The 16,545-nt window shown below is 62.6% G+C and carries 9 protein-coding genes; 4 read left to right on the top strand and 5 right to left on the bottom strand.

Annotation, left to right across the window (positions count from 1 at the left end; translation table 11 throughout):
- Positions 1–81: 81 nt before the first annotated feature.
- On the bottom strand, positions 82–855 hold the full coding sequence (locus DW178_RS02185; protein ID WP_286168470.1) for a sugar transferase: 774 nt from the start codon (positions 853–855) through the stop codon (positions 82–84).
- Positions 856–1,027: 172 nt separating this feature from the next.
- Positions 1,028–1,564, bottom strand: coding sequence for an antiterminator LoaP (loaP, locus tag DW178_RS02180; protein ID WP_118349477.1), 537 nt, complete (start codon positions 1,562–1,564; stop codon positions 1,028–1,030).
- Between the two features lie 649 nt (positions 1,565–2,213).
- Here loaP and DW178_RS02175 point away from each other — a divergent pair.
- The 3 genes from DW178_RS02175 to DW178_RS02165 all read left to right on the top strand — a co-directional run bounded on the left by DW178_RS02175 (position 2,214) and on the right by DW178_RS02165 (position 7,725).
- Entirely contained in the window at positions 2,214–5,039 is a 2,826-nt protein-coding gene (locus DW178_RS02175; protein ID WP_158573969.1) for an ATP-binding protein, read from the top strand.
- Positions 5,040–5,290: 251 nt separating this feature from the next.
- On the top strand, positions 5,291–5,989 hold the full coding sequence (locus DW178_RS02170) for a cytochrome c3 family protein (protein ID WP_118349475.1): 699 nt from the start codon (positions 5,291–5,293) through the stop codon (positions 5,987–5,989).
- Positions 5,990–6,009: 20 nt separating this feature from the next.
- A complete protein-coding gene (locus DW178_RS02165; protein WP_118349474.1) occupies positions 6,010–7,725 on the top strand; it encodes an FAD-dependent oxidoreductase in 1,716 nt (571 codons plus the stop codon).
- Positions 7,726–7,967: 242 nt separating this feature from the next.
- On the opposite strand, the gene DW178_RS11380 is transcribed toward DW178_RS02165, so the two are convergent.
- On the bottom strand, positions 7,968–9,707 hold the full coding sequence (locus DW178_RS11380; protein ID WP_286168464.1) for a response regulator transcription factor: 1,740 nt from the start codon (positions 9,705–9,707) through the stop codon (positions 7,968–7,970).
- 503 nt (positions 9,708–10,210) lie between these two features.
- On the opposite strand from DW178_RS11380, the gene DW178_RS02155 reads away from it, so the two are divergent.
- Positions 10,211–11,482, top strand: a complete 1,272-nt coding sequence (locus DW178_RS02155) for an ATP-binding protein (protein WP_118349473.1) — start codon at positions 10,211–10,213, stop codon at positions 11,480–11,482.
- Positions 11,483–11,859: 377 nt separating this feature from the next.
- Here the strand turns inward: DW178_RS02155 and DW178_RS02150 are convergent, their stop codons facing one another.
- On the bottom strand, positions 11,860–15,117 hold the full coding sequence (locus DW178_RS02150) for an AAA family ATPase (protein ID WP_118349472.1): 3,258 nt from the start codon (positions 15,115–15,117) through the stop codon (positions 11,860–11,862).
- Positions 15,114–16,463, bottom strand: a complete 1,350-nt coding sequence (locus DW178_RS02145) for an exonuclease SbcCD subunit D (RefSeq protein ID WP_118349471.1) — start codon at positions 16,461–16,463, stop codon at positions 15,114–15,116. The genes DW178_RS02150 and DW178_RS02145 overlap by 4 nt, the downstream gene beginning before the upstream one ends.
- Between the last annotated feature and the right edge of the window lie 82 nt (positions 16,464–16,545).

Genomic DNA, 16,545 nt, shown 5'->3' with positions numbered 1-16,545 from the left:
CGAGAGCAATGCGGCTGGCCTCGCCAACATTGGCGAGCCAGCGCTCGTAAAGCTTGTCAATGTCTTGACTCATCACGGATGTTAACTCCCTTGCGCGGTCAGCACCACGCCCACGGTTTGAACAATCAGCTTGAAATCACTCCACACGGAGCACTTCTCGATGTAGAGCAAATCCAAATCGACCCACTCGTCGAAGGTAATCGAGTCGCGGTTGCGACGGGTTTGCCAGTAGCATGTCATGCCGGGCTTCACCAGCAGCCTTTGGCGCTGGTAGTCGTTGTAGGTTGCAACCTCGTTCGGCAGCGCGGGGCGCGGGCCCACGACGCTCATGTCCGAGCGAAGCACATTGATGAACTGCGGCAGCTCGTCCAGGCTCAGCTTGCGCAACCACTTGCCCACGCGGGTGATACGCGGATCCTCGGCAATCTTGAACACCGGGCCGGTCTTCTCGTTGAGCTCTTTGAGGTCTGCCAGCTTCTCCTCGGCGTCCACGCACATGCTGCGAAACTTCAACATTTCGAACTCACGGCCGTTTTTGCCCACGCGGGTCTGTTTAAAGAACACGGGGCCCTTGGGGTCGTCGACCTTCACCAAGATGGCGATGATGACGAACAGCCAGCTCAGCAGCACCAGAACCGCCGCACTGAACGCGAAGTCGAAAACTCGCTTCACAAAGCGGTAGGCGATCCGCTCATCGGCCCCCGTTATGGGTTCGTCCCCAAGTTCCGCCTTCAACTTCTCGGCGCGCTCGAGGCTTTCGCGACGACGCTCTTGCATATCGAAATCGTAGATGGTGCCGCTACGCACGGTCTTGTGGCAGGTCGAGGTTTTGCTGGCCGGCGAGGTTTCCGGCATGGCCACTATGTTGCATTGTTCCCTGCGTCCCCCCGTCGATTCCTTAACAGCTGTAGCTTCCCCGGTCATTACGAATGCGCCATCCCGTCTACGGGCGCCTCCAACGGCGCCGTTGCGCCCGTCTTCGGCATGTGCATCGCTGTTCCGAATTCCCTTTTCACGCTGCTGTCGTTCACTTTTCCCTATCCAAAAGCTTGCCTTGGGTTTTGCTGACCATTTGCAGGCCTGCTTGGGCTCGCACGGTGCGACCGCCCATCGGCATTTCCAGATACGCTAGGCGCTTGCGATGGTTCACCTTGCGCACCCAGTCTTCCCTGCCCTTAAGCGGGCCCTCCACGATCACCAGTTTGCCGTCTTCCATGTAGCCCACGGACTCCCCGACGGTTCGCTGGTCTTTTTGAGTGACCTTTTGCACCCATGCTCGTTCGTCTTCGGTCAGGGGTATGAATGCCTTGTCGTTTCCCAGGATCTTGGTGAGGCTTCTCACGCGGCGCAGCTTGTCGGCCAGCTCGTCGACCTGCGGCGTTACGCAGATCAGGTAGCCGGGAAACAAGCGCTCCTTCGAAGGAATCCAGGTGCCATCGGGTCGCCTTTTGCCGGTCAGGTACTGCGGGACGAAGCATTCGTCCAGCACATCATCGGCTGCCTGCTTGATGTCGTCGCATGCCGTCTTCTCGCGGCCGGTCTCAACTTGCACGACGTACCACATGGGCCGCCCCTTTCCACTTGGCTTCCTGATTTTGGGATGGCTGCGCCGGCTCGCCATGGTGCGGCAGGTGGCTGTTGGAAAACGCATTCATTCCCCTGGCGCCAACGAACACCGAACGCGATGCTGTTCAGGGCACCCTGGTATGGTGCAGGCCGCCGCGCCTGGGGCGTGCCGACCTACGGAAAACGCGCTGATGGGTTTCGCCGCAATGTCGGCGGCACGACATCTTTGGCAATGCGGGGCCCCGACACGATGCGGAAAACGTGCCATCGGCTTGTTTTCCATCTCGCAATAATACACGAGAACGAATCTTGCGTTGTAAAATTACTGTTATGCCCCCTACCTCTTCACATGCAATGTTCCGAGAGCACATGTTTCTGCAATAAGCGCGGTTTTATGTGGGTCTTTGTGAAAGCTGTCGCCAAGCACGGCGCGCTGGCGTCGCTCCCGGCTTACCCCCACCAACGCTATTCGCGTTTCCCCTGGTGGCGCGAGCGCGCATTCGCCAGCAGCCCGCATGAGGCGGCCCCCCGCACCTGCCTTGCCATTTCCGCAGCCTTTGCTGGGGCCGCTCTCCCCGCGTTCCCCGGTTCATCTGCTAGAATCGCTTCTGCATTGCTTCTGCGCTTATCATTTGGGGGAGACCGTCTTGAAACAGTTGTACACGCTCCGCGCCGTTGGCCGACGCGCCGCCGCGCTTGCGCTGAGCGCGGTACTGGCCGTCACCTGCGTCTCGCTGGCGCCGCTTGGCCCGGCTTCCGCCCAGGAGGAGTCCCCTGACACCGCTTCGCAATCCGACGCCCCCGAGATCAAGACCGTGCGCGTGGGCTGGCTGCTCGGCAACCAGGGCTTCCAAAACGGCATGCCCGACGAGTATATGTCCGGCTGGGGCTACGAGTACCTGCAAACGCTGTCCTACTACACACCCGGCTGGAAATACGAGTACGTCCCCGGCACCTTCCCCGAGCTTATACAGAAGCTGAAGGACGGCGAGATCGACCTGATGCCCAACATCTCCTACACGCCCGAGCGCGCCGAGAAGCTGCTGTTCTCGTCGAACCCTCAGGGCGAGGAGCACTATTACATCTTCGCGAAACCCACCAACGACGCGCTAGGGGCGGGCGACCCGGCCGCGCTCAACGGCATGACTATCGGCGTCAACCCCGACGTCATGCAAACCGAGGTGGGCAAGCAATGGATCGAGGCTCAGGGCATCAGCTGCGACTACCGCTATTACAGCAGCGGCAATGCGCTTTTCGACGCGCTTTCCTCCGGCGAGGTGGACGCCATCATCATGAACGACACCATCTCGTCGGCCGACGCCATGCCCGTGTTCTCCGTGGGCGAGAGCAACTACTTCTTCGCCGTGCCCAAATCGCGCCAGGACCTTATGGACGACATCAACACGGCCATATCCATGCTCAGAAGCACCAACCCGCGCTACAACGACGAGGTCAAAACCCGCTATTCCGCGCGCAACAGCGGCTCGTCGGCGCTGAACGGCCTCGAGAGCGCTTGGCTTGCCGACCACGGCAACACTATCACCTTCGGGTACTTGGACAACCTGCTGCCGTTCTCCAATCAGGGGGAGGACGGGCAGATCGAAGGCTCGCTTTCCGCCCTGGTCAGCACGCTGGAAGAACAATACGGCATCACGGTGAACGCCGTGCCGTTCGAGTCAAACGAGGATCTTACCAATGCGCTGCGCGACGGCACCGTGGACACGGCCATGCCCATCAACATGGACTACTGGCTTGCCGAGCAGGCGGGGTTCATCCAGTCGTCAGCAGTATCCACCACCTCGCTTGTGGCCATCTACACGGGCGGCAACCTTGACGACGCGCTGAAGAACATCGCGTTCCACGACCGTTCGCTGCTGGACAGCAGCGACCTGCACGTACACTACCCCGAAGCCACCATCACGCAATACCCCGACGCCCATGCATGCATCGACGCCATCAAGGCGGGCAAGGCAACGTGCATGATCATGACCGTTACCGGGCTTGACACGCTGCGCAACGAGGTCGATCTGGGCAACCTGGTCACCGCCGAGATGCCCAAGAGCATCGAGCTTGCCTGTTGGCTGCGACAAGGCGACGCCCAGCTGCTCAGCATCGTGAACAAGGGCATCGTCAGCGCCGCCGACGACATCGCGGCAAGCGCGTATTCGCATTATTCCTATTCCGACGGGCAATCAGAGTTCGCCCAGTTCGTCGAGCACAACCGCGTTGCCATCCTCACGGGCATCGGCGCGTTGCTTGTGGGCGTCATCGCCATCCTGGCGTGGGCGCTGCACAGTGCGCGCGAGGCGCAACGCAGGGCGCAAGAGGCCAGCGCCGCCAAAACCGCATTCCTCTCCCGCATGAGCCACGACATCCGCACGCCGCTCAACGGCATCCTAGGACTTTTGGAGCTCAACGGGCAGCACCCCGACGACGCGGAGGCGAACAGCCAGAACCGCGAGAAAGCCAAGGTGGCGGCCAACCATCTGCTCACGCTGATCAACGACATCCTGGAGATGAGCAAGATCGAGGACCACGCCGTTGAGCTTGAGAACCTGCCGTTCAACCTGACGGACCTGTGCCGCGACATCTTCGTGCTGGGGCAAATCCGCGCGAAAAGCCGCGACGTCACGCTGACCACCAGCGGCCCGGATACCTTCGCCTACCCCGACGTATACGGAAGCCCTTTGCACGTGCGCCGCGTGTTCCTGAACCTGGTGGAGAACTGCATCAAATACAACAAGCCCGGCGGCTCCGTGCACTGCTCGGCCGAGCAGATAGACCTGGTCGGGGACAAGGTTGTCTACCGCTTCGTCATCAGCGACACGGGCATCGGCATGTCGCCGGAGTTCCTCAAGCACCTGTTCGAGCCGTTCGCGCAAGCCAACAACGACGCGCGCAGCAACTACCAGGGCACGGGCATGGGCATGCCCATCGTGAAGGCCCTCCTAAAGAGCATGGGCGGCACCATTTCCGTGAAAAGCGAGCTGGGCCGGGGCACCACGTTCACCGTGGACCTGCCTTTTGCGATCAACCGCACGCCGGAGGAGGCCGTGGAAGCGTCGGGCGATGCCGAGGACTGCGACATTTGCGGCATGAGCATCCTGCTGGTCGAGGACAACGAGCTGAACACCGAGATCGCTCAGACGCTGCTGGAACATGACGGCGCGCTGGTCACCACCGCCGCCAACGGCAAAGAAGCGCTCGAGCTGTTCCAAGCCAAGCCCGCCGGCGCGTTCGACGCCATCCTCATGGACGTCATGATGCCCAAGATGAACGGCTACGAGGCCACGCGCGCCATCCGCCTGTGCGATAAACCCGACGCCGACGAGGTGCCCATCATCGCCATGACCGCCAACGCCTTCATCGAGGACATAGCGCGCGCCAAGGAGTCCGGCATGAACGATCACCTGTCCAAACCAATCAAGATCAAGAAGCTGAAGGAGACGTTGGCTAAGTATCGGGTGGGGTAGCGCGGGGGGCTGCGGGTCGGCGGGCTTGTCGGACGCCTCGCGGCCCGCAACCCGCAGCCTCGCAGCGCGCCCCCCACGGCCCGCTCCCCCGCACCTCCGCAGCCGCCTACCCTACCCCCTTCGCCACCCATTTCACCTGCGGAAACGTTGATATACCCTACTCCATGCGATTCTTTCGCGCCGGTGTTTTCCCTATCCTGTTCCCTGCTTGCACGTAGCAAGAGAGAAGGAACACAAGGAGAGGAGAACATGTGAGCGAGAACGAGAATGCGCCTGCGCCGAAGCGCGCGCATCGCGGCGCCATCGTGGGCGGCGTGGTCGCGGTCGTCGTGGTGGTCGCCGCGATCGGGGCGTTCGTCTGGCACGAGCAGCCCAGCTTCTGCAACGCCATCTGCCACACGCCGATGGACGGCTATCTGGAAACCTACGAGGCGACGCCCGGGCAACCCGCAACCGACAAGTGGGGCAACCCCGTAGCCGACGCGTCCGGGATGCTGTCCGCCGTGCACCGCGCCAACAGCAGCAACGCCGACTGCCTGACCTGCCATCAGCCCGTCATGAGCGAGCAGATCAACGAGGGCATGGAGTGGATCGGCGGCAACTACACGCTGGTGGCCACCGATGGCAACCCCGACGGCGTGCTGACCGAGCGCAGCACCGACCAGCTGACCGAGGCGCGCGGCATCCAGGGCGACCAGTTCTGCCTGAACAAGGACTGCCATAACATGACGCGCGAGGACCTGACCGCCATGACCGAGGTCGAAACCGACAACCCCGCCATCAGGGTTCGCAACCCGCACTCCTGGCAGCACGGCCAGCAGGCCTGCACCGACTGCCACAAGGCTCACCGCGCCAGCGTGCTCACCTGCACGCAGTGCCACGCCGACATGCAGGTCCCCGAGGGCTGGATCTCCGCCCAAGAGGCGAAACTGCTTCCCAACCAGGCCTAACGCGAAACAGGAGCAACCATATGAGCAATAAGACGTTGAGCCGCCGAAGCTTCCTCACCGGTTTCGGCGCAGCAAGCGCCCTGGCTGCCGCCGGCGCGCTGACGGGCTGCGGCGCCCCCGCCGTGGCCACGAAGGAGAACCTGGAGCGCCAGAAGGCCGCCGGGAAGCCCGATTGGTGCGAGAAGCCGGCCGTCCCGCAGCAGGTCGCCGAGACCTTCGACGCCGACGTGGTCGTGGTCGGCGCCGGCAACGGCGGCATGGTGGCCGCTACCACCGCGGCGCAGGCGGGCGCGAAGGTCATCGTGCTGGAGGCGTCCAACGGCCTGGCATGCGCACGCGAGGCCATCGGCGCGCTGAACTCCAAGCTGGCCGGCGAGCACACCGAGGACGTGGCGAAGCTCATCAACTACGCCAGCCAGACGCAGTCCGGCGACATCAACCCGCCGCTGTACCGCACCTGGGCCGAAAAATCCGGCGAGATGATCGAGTGGATGGCAGAAACGCTGGAGCCGCTGGGCATGGTGTTCCCGTTCGAATGGCACAAGCCCGACGACGAGCACGCCTACTACCCCGCCATGTGCTACAACCCTTGCCTGGGCGAATACAACCCCGAGGGCCCGAACTACACCGCCTATATGCATTTGAGCATGCTGCAGCAGGTCTTCGAGGGCCTGGGCGGCGAGATCAAGTTCCTCACGCCCGCCGAGCAGCTGATTCAGGACGACGACGGCCGCGTGACCGGCGTATACGCCACGAAATCCGACGGCAGCTACATGAAGATCAACGTGACGAAGGGCGTCATCCTGTGCACCGGCGGCTACGGCGCCAACGACGAGATGCTCGAGGCGCTGCAGCCCGGCGTGACCGACTGGTGCGTCACCGGCAGCGCCACGTGCGAGAAGGGCCAAGGCATCAAGATGGCCCTTTGGGCCGGCGGCCAGCTTGAGGCCGGCGGCGGCTCGATGATCTGGAACCGCGGCGGCATGACCGACGACACCACGTTCGGCAAGCCCTACAACGGCGAGCTGTTCATCATGGGAAGTCAGCCCTACCTGCACGTGAATACGCGCGGCGAGCGCTTCATGAACGAGGACCAGTGCTACCCCATGAGCTACGCCATGGCGTGCAACCAGCCCGGCCATTACAGCTGGGAGGTGTTCGACGGCAAGTACTACGAGGACGCCGAGCGCTTCGACACCTGCGGCTGCTCGCGCATCGTGCCGGCGCCGTCGGGGACCGCGTTCAACGCCGACGTGTACAGCCTTGAGGCGGTCGGCAAGGACAACCTGGACAACTTCTGGATCGGCCCGGCGCTGCAAAACGGCGTGCTGAAGAAGGCCGACACGCTTGAGGTGCTGGCCGACGTCATGGGCTTCACCGGCGAGGACAAGAAGACGTTCCTGGCAACGGTCGAGCGCTACAACCAGCTCTACGAACAGGGCGAGGACGTGGACTTCGGCAAGCCGATGTACCGCATGTCGTCGGTTTCCCAGCCGCCGTTCTACGCGGCGCGCATCGCCGGCACCATGCTGGCCACCATGCACGGTATCATCACGAACGTGAACAGCCAACCCGTGCGCGAGGACGGCAGCGTTGTCGAGGGCCTATACGTTTGCGGCAACGACCAGGGCGGATTCTACCCGCACAACTATCCGAGCAACTTCACGGGCATCAACGCCGGCCGCACGGCCACGTTCGCCCGCATCGCCGCCAAGCACGTCTGCGGCGTGGAGTAGCGGGAGCCGCGGAGCGCTCGCGAGGCGCGCAGGGCCGGGACCCACGAGGCATAGCAGGATTGAGCGATGCCGGATTCGGGTTTGCCCCGCGAGCCTTGCGCGCGGCGAGCGACGCGGGGCCGGGAAGGTTTGGGTGATGCCGGACCGGGATCACCCCGTGCTCTTACGCGCGGCGAGATTTGTGCGATTTGCGAAACCGCAAAAGAGGGCGTCCTTCGGGGCGTCCCTTTTTGCGTTTGGGGCTACAGCTCGTTGCTCATGACCAGGTCGATGAGCTCTTGGCGCGAGTGCACGTCGAGCTTCGCGTAGATATGCTTCGCGTGCGTGGCAGCCGTGTCGCGGCTGATGATAAGGGCGTCGCGGACGTATGGGATGGAGCGCCCGTGCGCCAAAAGCCCGAACACCTCGGTTTCGCGCGGCGTCAACTTATGCTCGCGAGCCAAAAGCGCCACCCGCTGCCCGATGAAATCCACAGGCTGAGGGTTTTGCGAGGAGATGGCGGAAGGAGAAGCGCCAACGGCAACCGGCGCACTCACGCCCGTTTCGCCAGCCGCGCCTTCGCCTTCCCCGCCCGCACCCCTGACACTTTGGGGACGTAGCACTAAATGTCCGGCCTTCGCTTCGCCAGCTGCGCCCGCGGCATCCACCGTGCCGATGTCCACGGCTGCACCAGCGCCCGTTGACGCGCCCGCACCGGCGCCCACTGCCGCATCCATGCCCGCCGCCGGAGCCGACGCCGCGCAAACCGCACCCGCATAAGACTGGGGTGTTTCCCAGGACAAAAACCTGGTTTCGTCGTTGAGCGCCAGCATGACCGCGGCGACCAACGCGACAATCAGCACCGCCGCTGCCCCGGAAGGCTCGATGACGCTAGCGCCTATCGCGTCCTGCAGGGGAAACGACACCAGCAGGCCGAGCAAATCGCCCACATGCACGAACAGCCAGCCCACGGCGTACGACTGCACCGGGGTGGCCGCTCCGCGGGCGGCGTAGGACGCGAAGTACATCTGCGTGATGACGCAAAACGCGAAACGCGACGCGATGCCCACGCCCGCCGCCGCAAAAGCCCCCGTTTTCGCGCCAAGCACGATGATCGCGGCGAATCCGGCGACCATAAGCGGGCACATCCACCGATACGCGAACGACAGGGACACGCGGCGCGGCCCGGCGGTTGCAGACACGCTAACCACCGCCATGAACAGGGCGCTTACCACGAAGATGATCACGGCATGGGACGCATCGGCCGAGGACGACGCCCAAAACGAACCCTCGATGCTCACGAACATGCACGCCGCCAAGATGCCGAAGCCTTCGCGGCCCATGGAGCCGAACGCTTCGCGGCCCATGGAGCCGAACGCTTCGCGCAACGGAAGCGGGTCTGCCGGCAGAGACGCATGGTCTGCCGAGGCAGAAGCGCTGACCTCGGGCCAAACATGCCAGAGCAACACGCCGCTGATAAGCGGATATATCGAAACAAGCGCAATCGACGCGCCGTGAGGCACCGCCATGGTGGCAATCGACAGCAGCGCCGCCACGAACGCAGACGCCGGCGCGCACGATTCAACGGCGTCTTGCGGCAAGCGTGCGTACAGCTGGCCCCACATCACCCACATCAGTGCGCTGCCCGCGCCCGTGAAGATTGCCGATACGGCGAACAAAAGCGGCGTTGCGGCGAAGCCGTACACCGGAAGGAACAGCATCGGCGTGGCAACGGCCACCGCTAATGGCGCGGCAACCACGAGCGCGCGGCAGTTCGTCGGCGGGCCGAGCCGGCGCTCCGCCGCAACGATGACGATCAGTGACACCACCGCTGAACCGACTGGCAACACGCTCACCGCCAGGCGCCGGGCAACGCCGCCTCCCATTGCGTCGACCACCATGGACGACCCGTCCATGGACCCGGAATAGAACGCGCAAAACACCCATGCCAGCAAGAATCCCCATCCCAGGCAGCGGGCGTTCGCTTTTATCTCACCGATCATAATCCCCCCTTCGCTTCGCCTATCATACGGTAAAACACCAGGTGAAAGGAATCACCCGCTTTCGGGTATTGACGCAAGCAGGGCGCGGGGACCTGAGGCGTGCCAGCCACGTCCCCTAAATATCATGCGTCCAGCCAACGTATCCGACACGCAAACGTGCCCGCACTATTCCTTCATGGCTTCAACTAAGGAAATCGATGGGAGTTTGCCTCCGTAAAGCCTTACCTAACGGAAGCGAAACACGATTCGCTTCCGTTAGGTAAGGCTTTACGGAAGTGAATCGTGTTTCGCTTCTGTTAGATGCGTATCAGCGGAAGCAAATTGCGTTTCACTTCCGTTGTCGATGCATCATTTGAAGCGAAACTACGCCTCGGGCGCTCTCGCGCATCGACGAAACTTGTTGGATTTGCAAGTTTCGTCGATGGCATAGTCAAAACTTGCAGCAGATGCAAGTTTTGACTATCGTGTCCATAACGCAAGGAATCGACTGGGAGGTGGGCCGTATGATCGTTCGGCAAAAATACCTGGACAAGCTTATCGCGTTCCAAGACACCGACCTGGTGAAAGTGGTCACGGGCATTCGCCGTTGCGGGAAATCGACCCTGCTTGACATGATGCGGGAGCACCTTGCCGCGCAAGGCGTTCCCAAGAATCGCCTGCTCACGTTCAAAATGGAGTCAATGGAGCTTGCAAGCATCGCCGATTATCGCGAGCTTTACGATCTTGTGGTCGGCCGCATCGCAGGTCAGCCGCATACCTATCTGTTCTTCGATGAGCTGCAAAACGTCGAAGGATGGGAAAAGGCGATCAACGCGCTGCGTGTAGACGCCGATTGCGACATCTATGTCACCGGGTCGAACGCGTTTTTGCTGTCCAGCGAGCTTGCGACGCTCATCTCCGGTCGTTACGTCGAAATCGCCATGCAGCCGCTCACGTTCGCCGAATACCTGGATTTTCGTGGCGCATCGTGGCAACCCGCCGGTAAAACCGGCTCCGACATAGCCCTGTTCGCGGACGGTTCCTTCGCCACCCTTTCCAGCTTGTTCGACCAGTACCGCATGTTCGGCGGCTTCCCCTACCTTGCGCTTCAAGAACCTGACGAGGCGAAACATCGCGAATACTTGCGCAGCATCTACCAGACGATCATCGTTCGCGATATCATGACGCGCGCCCAGCGAAAAGGCTTGCGGGCTGTGAGCAATCGTTCCGTGCTTGAGCGGATTTGCGCGTTTTTAGCCGACAATATCGGAAACGAAACCTCTTCGAACAAGATTGCGGGCACTTTGAAGGCGGACGGCGAGTCGACCAACAGGGCCACTACGGATTTTTATATTTCCACGCTTGTGGAAGCCTATCTGTTCAACCGCGTGCAGCGTTACGACATTAAAGGACGCGAGCTGCTGAAAACGGGCGGCAAGTACTACATTGCAGACGCAGGCATGCGCAGCTACCTGGACAGTTACCGAAACACCGACACCGGGCGTGTGCTCGAAAACCTGGTGTACAACCAGCTTGTCTTCGATGATTACGACGTGCTAGTGGGACATTTGCGGGGCGGAGAAGTCGATTTCGTTGCCACAAAGCCTCGCCAGAAAATGTACGTCCAGGTCACCGAAGACATGCGCGACGAGGAAACCATGCGGCGCGAACTTGCGCCCCTCAAGCGCATCGGGGACGAATACCGCAAAATCGTAGTGGTCGCGGAAGGAACCTATCCCGCGGACATCGATGGCATCGAGATCGTGAACGTCATCGATTTCCTGCTGCATAGGTAGAGCCGGGAAAGCCGCCCAGCGCCTTTCGGTCTGACGCTTGCCGCCCGGTCTGACATTTAGGGGACGTAGCACTAACTGTCAGACCCTAAACGTCCGGCACACTGCGCGCCGTCGGTGCCTACTGCGCACATCGACGAAACTTGTTGGATTTGCAAGTTTCGTCGATGGCATGGTCAAAACTTGCAGCTGATGCAAGTTTTGACCATCGAGGGGTGCGGCAGAAGACACTAGCGAACCTGAATCAGGCGACCTTTGCAGCAGGTGTTGCCCGACCTGATCTCGACGGCTTTTGCGACGGGTGTTGCCCGGCCTAAACGTGACGGCTTTTGCGCCAGGCATCGCCTAGCGCAAAAGCCGTCGATTCATTTGCAATGCCCTTAGGCTTCCACTTTTGCGGTGGAACCGGATTGGGTTTTGGTCACGATGATGCGCTTGGGAATGTTCGCTTTCAGGTCCTCCACGTGGCTGATGATGCCCACCAGCTTGTTACCGCCCGACAGGTCGGACAGCAGGCTGATGGCGTTGCCTAGCGCGCCCTGGTCGAGCGAGCCGAAGCCCTCATCCACGAACATGGTGTCGAACTCTATGCCGCCGGCGTGCGCCTGCACGATATCGGAAAGACCCAGCGCCAGGCACAGCGACGCCTGAAACGATTCACCGCCCGAAAGCGACGACGCATCCCTGGCGCGCCCCGTGAAGCTGTCGATGACGTACAGCCCCAGACCGGCCTTCGAATTGCCCGCCGACTCCGACCAGCGCACCAGCTCGAACTGGCCCGCCGTCAACACGCGCAGCCGCTGATTGGCCGCCGCGATTACCTTATCGAAGTACATGCCCTGCACGTACGCCTCGAAGCGGACTTTCGCGCGCCCGGTCAGGTTGCCGTTCGCGGCATCGGCCATCAGCTTGATCCGGCCGTAGCGCTCCTCGATGTCGCCTGCGCGCTTCAACGTTTTGCGCAGATGCTCGAGGCACTCCCCGTTCGCGGAAACGCGCAGGTTCACGGCGCCAAGGCGTTCGTTGGCCAGTTTGCCCTGCTCCTCGTAGTCGTTGCGCTCCTTGGCCGCTGCGGCGGCGTCGCCGGCGGGCAGCTCGGCCAGCTGCTTGTCCTTCGCGACCAGCAGCTCACGCTTGGTTGCAAGCTGCTGAGCATTTTGCTCGACCGCCTGCTGGGCCGCATCGCGCCTGCGCTTGAGAGCGTCCGCCTGCTGGCGCAGTCGCGCCGCCTCGGTTTGCGCCGCCTCGAGCGAGGAAAAGTCCAGGTCGGCGCGCAGATGCTTCGCCTCCTGCTCGGCAAGCTGCTGCGCCTGCGCTTGGTTTCGCAGCGCCTCCTCGGCCTTGCGCGCCTGCTCAGCCGCCTGCTTCGCGGCCTCTTCCGCAGCATGCTGGCCGCGTTGCGCGGCGGCGAATGCGGAAACCGCACGCTCGGCGTTGTTCAGCTCGGTTTGTGCAACGCTCGCATCGTGTTGCGCGTTCTCCAACGCACGCTGGGCTTCGTCTACGGAAACGACCGCCAGGCGCTCCCTGAGGGCACGCGCCTCGGCATCGGCCGACGCGTGATCACGTTCTGCGGCCTGACGAGCGTCTTTGACCTGCGACAACGCCGTCACGGAACGCTCGTGTGCCGCATCGGCTTCGGCAAGCAGCTTCGCGACACGCGCCGCCTCGTCGCAGCGTTGCTGCGCGTCGGCTTTCGCGCGTTTTGCGGCTGCAACGCCATCGCGCGCCTGCACAAGAACTTGCGCTATGTTCTGCTCGCCGCCGTGTTCCTTGTCAAACTCGTCGAGCGTATGCTGCGCGGCCTCACAACGAGTCTTGGCGCCTTCAGCTTCGCGCGCCACCTGGTCAACGGCCTTTTTCGACGCAACCTCAGCGGCAGTTGCCTTGTCAATCTGATCATCGCTCGGGATGCTGCCCGTCGCCTGCGCCGGCATGGGATGATGCACCGAACCGCACACGGGGCAGGGCGAACCGTCTTGCAAATCAGCTGCAAGCAGACCCGCGCGACCCGCGCGCTGGGCCTTTTGCAGCTGCTGCACCTGCGCCAGGTCCTTATCATGAACGGCCTCCGCAGCTTTGAGCCGCTCAACAGCACGACGATGCGGCTCAGCCACCGCCTGAGCCGCCTGCTGCAATTCGCCACGACGCTGCACCGCCCGGGAAGCATCCTGCTCGGTCCGCATAGCGCGTTCGAGCGCGGCGCCCGCTTCGCTGAGCGCAACGTCCGCGCCGACGAACGACTCACTTGCCGCCTTGGCCTGCGCCACCGCATCCTGCGCTTTGCGCTCGGCAGCAACCAACGATTCTTCCTGCTCCAGCAAGGTTTGCACCTGCTTTTGAGCCTTTTGCGCCGTTGCAACCTTGGCCGCAAGGTCTTTTGCGCCCGCAAGCGCCTCACCCGCCGCATTCGCGCGCAGCTGCGCCGCATCGAAGGCGGCCTTCGCCTGTGCCTGGCGAACGTCCGAGCCCGCAAGCTTCTCCACGGCCTGCGCCGCCTGCACCCGCTGCTCTTCCGCCTTACCGGCGGCTGCCTGCGCTGCCTTGGAAGCCTGCTCGGCACGCAGCAATGCTTCTTTCGCGGCAGAAACCGCCTGGTCAGCGCGCTGCAAGGCCTGGTATTTAGCGAACGTCCCCTCGATCACCGCTGCGCGCTCGGTTGCCTCCAGACGCTCGGCATCGTGTGCGCATTCCTGTTGCAACTCCGTCTGCAAACTTTCCGTCCGCCCCTCGTGCTGAACGACTTCCTCGGCGAGCGCCGCACGTTCCTGCTCGTAGCGCGGGCGGTTCTCCACCTGCTTCACCAGCGCGTTAGCGTCTGCCCATTTACGGCGCAGCTCCTCAACCTGCTTGTGCAGCTGCTCGGACTCCACCTTGTCGCCAGCCACAAGCCCCTCGAGCAGCTCGACCAGCCATGCTCCCATGGGCGCCCCGCTGCGACGACGCTCGTCAAGCTCCTCCTCGCGCGCATCCTGCGGCGCAAAACGGACGGTTTGCGCGCACCGCAAAACATCGCTTTTCAGCTTTTCGTTCTCGCGCTCGAGCTTGCGACACTCCTCGCCCAGGCGATCTTGCAGCATCTCGTACTTTTGCGTGGCAAACAGTTTGCGGAAGATGCCCTCACGCGTTGCCGTGTCCGCTGTCAGCAGCTTGCGGAACTCTCCCTGCGCCAACATGACGATTTGCTTGAACTGGTTCGCATCGATGCCCAGCAGCTCTTCCACCTGCATGTTCACCTTGCGCACGCCGCCGATGCAGCGCCCGTCGGGCAACTCGATCTCAGCGTTCGCCGGCTCTTTCGTAGTGCCTTCGCCGCGCTTCTTAGCCCTCTCGTAATCGGGATTGCGCTTTACGCGATAGGTTTGCCCGCGGTAAGAGAACTCCAGCTCAACGAACGTTTTGCTTGCCGGATCGGCGAAATCGCTGCGCAAACTTGCGGAAGAACGGGCTCCGTTTCGACTGTCGCCGCTTGCCTCGCCGAACAGCGCGAAGCAAATGGCGTCGAAGATCATGGTTTTGCCCGCGCCCGTGTCACCGCACACCAGGTACACGCCCGAGCGCCCAAGCGTCCGAAAGTCGATTTCCGTCTCGGCGGAATACGGCCCGAAGGCGGACATGGTCAGCTTCAGCGGCTTCATTGCGCACCCTCTTCCTGCCCATCGGGGCCTTTTGCGGCCGAGTCCTCAACCTTTGCAATCAGCTTGTGCGCAAAATCACACTGCTCATCATCCAGGGGATTGCCCACCTGGCTTTCGTAGAAGGCGCTGAACAGGTCCAGCGTGTCCATGCTGTCGGGGTCGGCCGTAAGCTGCTGGGTTTGCGGGCGGTCAATCAGCACCGTCACGTTGTCGTAGTCCAACATCATGGCATTGGGGAACACCTCGTGGATCTTCGCCATGGCGTCCAGCTGCGGATGCTCATCGGAGAGCGTAATGTGCAGGTAATCTTGCGAAGCATCGCGCGCCGCGGCGAGGGGCGCGGCCTCATTGCACGCGCCGTGCACGCCATCGACCAGTGCCGCCCCTTCACCTTCTTCGCCTAGCGCACCTGCTTCGCCATCAGCCCCGCCAGCGAGCACCCCAGCATCCGCCAGCGAACCACTCGCCGCAGCGCCCATGGCCAACACGTCGGCCAGCGTGCCGCGCACCTCGCGCACGTCATGCAGCGGCACGAGCGGGATCAGCTCGAACGACACGCATTCGCCCACGTCGTCGCCCGGTTTCTTCTCTCCCAGCTCAATCAGCGCCACGCTCTTGCCATAGCGCGCTTCGCTAAACGAATACTTCAGCGGCGAGCCCGAATAGCGCACGGTGTCGCGCCCCACGCGCTGCGGGCGATGCACATGACCAAGCGCCACATAGTCGAACGCGTCGTACACCGACACATCCACGTTGTCCATGCCGCCCAGTTTGATCTCATCGTCGGCGCGATCGGGCGCCGTGCCGCACGCGGTCACCAGCTGGTGCGACAGCACAACGTTGCGTTTCCTCTGGTCAATAGCGCACGCGCCTAACACCGCGCGCAGCGCGGCCGAGTAGTCGTCGCCGATTTCCTCATCGGGAAAGAACCTGCGCACGTCACCGGGCTTCAGAAACGGCAGCAGCCAGAACTCCACCGGCCCATGCTCATCCTCAAGTTCCACCCGCTCAACTTCGCCCGCATACACCGGGGGCAGGCACACGCCCTGCTTTTCCAGCAACCCCTGCGCGTAGGCGATGCGCTCGGCCGAATCATGGTTGCCGGGAATGGCCAGCACGCGCAAACCCGCCGCCACCGCATCGGTCAAAAACGCGTCGAACACGGTGACCGCCTCGGCGCTCGGCGATGCTTTATCGTACACATCGCCGGCAATCAGCAGCACGCTGACCTGGCGTTTCTCCGCAATGTCCAGTATCTGCCGCAGAATATAGCGCTGATCGTCCAGCATCGATATGCCGTTAACGCGCTTTCCGATATGCAAATCGGAAACATGCAGCACCTTCATCTCGCCGCCTTTCCCCGAGCAAAAACGCCCGAATCATCCCACCACGCCGACAACGCGCCTATACAAAAGCGTTTTCCGCCTT

The sequence above is a fragment of the Eggerthella sp. AM16-19 genome (assembly GCF_003474385.1).
Classification (GTDB): Bacteria; Actinomycetota; Coriobacteriia; order Coriobacteriales; family Eggerthellaceae; genus Senegalimassilia.
Note: the sequence above shows the minus strand (reverse complement) of the source record. Positions and strands in the feature narration are given on the sequence as shown.

Coding starts and splice junctions, on each gene's coding strand:
- DW178_RS02185 (WP_286168470.1), bottom strand. CDS start 855: ATGCCGGAAACCTCGCCGGCCAGCAAAACCTCGACCTGCCACAAGACC.
- loaP (WP_118349477.1), bottom strand. CDS start 1,564: ATGTGGTACGTCGTGCAAGTTGAGACCGGCCGCGAGAAGACGGCATGC.
- DW178_RS02165 (WP_118349474.1), top strand. CDS start 6,010: ATGAGCAATAAGACGTTGAGCCGCCGAAGCTTCCTCACCGGTTTCGGC.
- DW178_RS11380 (WP_286168464.1), bottom strand. CDS start 9,707: ATGATCGGTGAGATAAAAGCGAACGCCCGCTGCCTGGGATGGGGATTC.
- DW178_RS02155 (WP_118349473.1), top strand. CDS start 10,211: ATGATCGTTCGGCAAAAATACCTGGACAAGCTTATCGCGTTCCAAGAC.
- DW178_RS02150 (WP_118349472.1), bottom strand. CDS start 15,117: ATGAAGCCGCTGAAGCTGACCATGTCCGCCTTCGGGCCGTATTCCGCC.
- DW178_RS02145 (WP_118349471.1), bottom strand. CDS start 16,463: ATGAAGGTGCTGCATGTTTCCGATTTGCATATCGGAAAGCGCGTTAAC.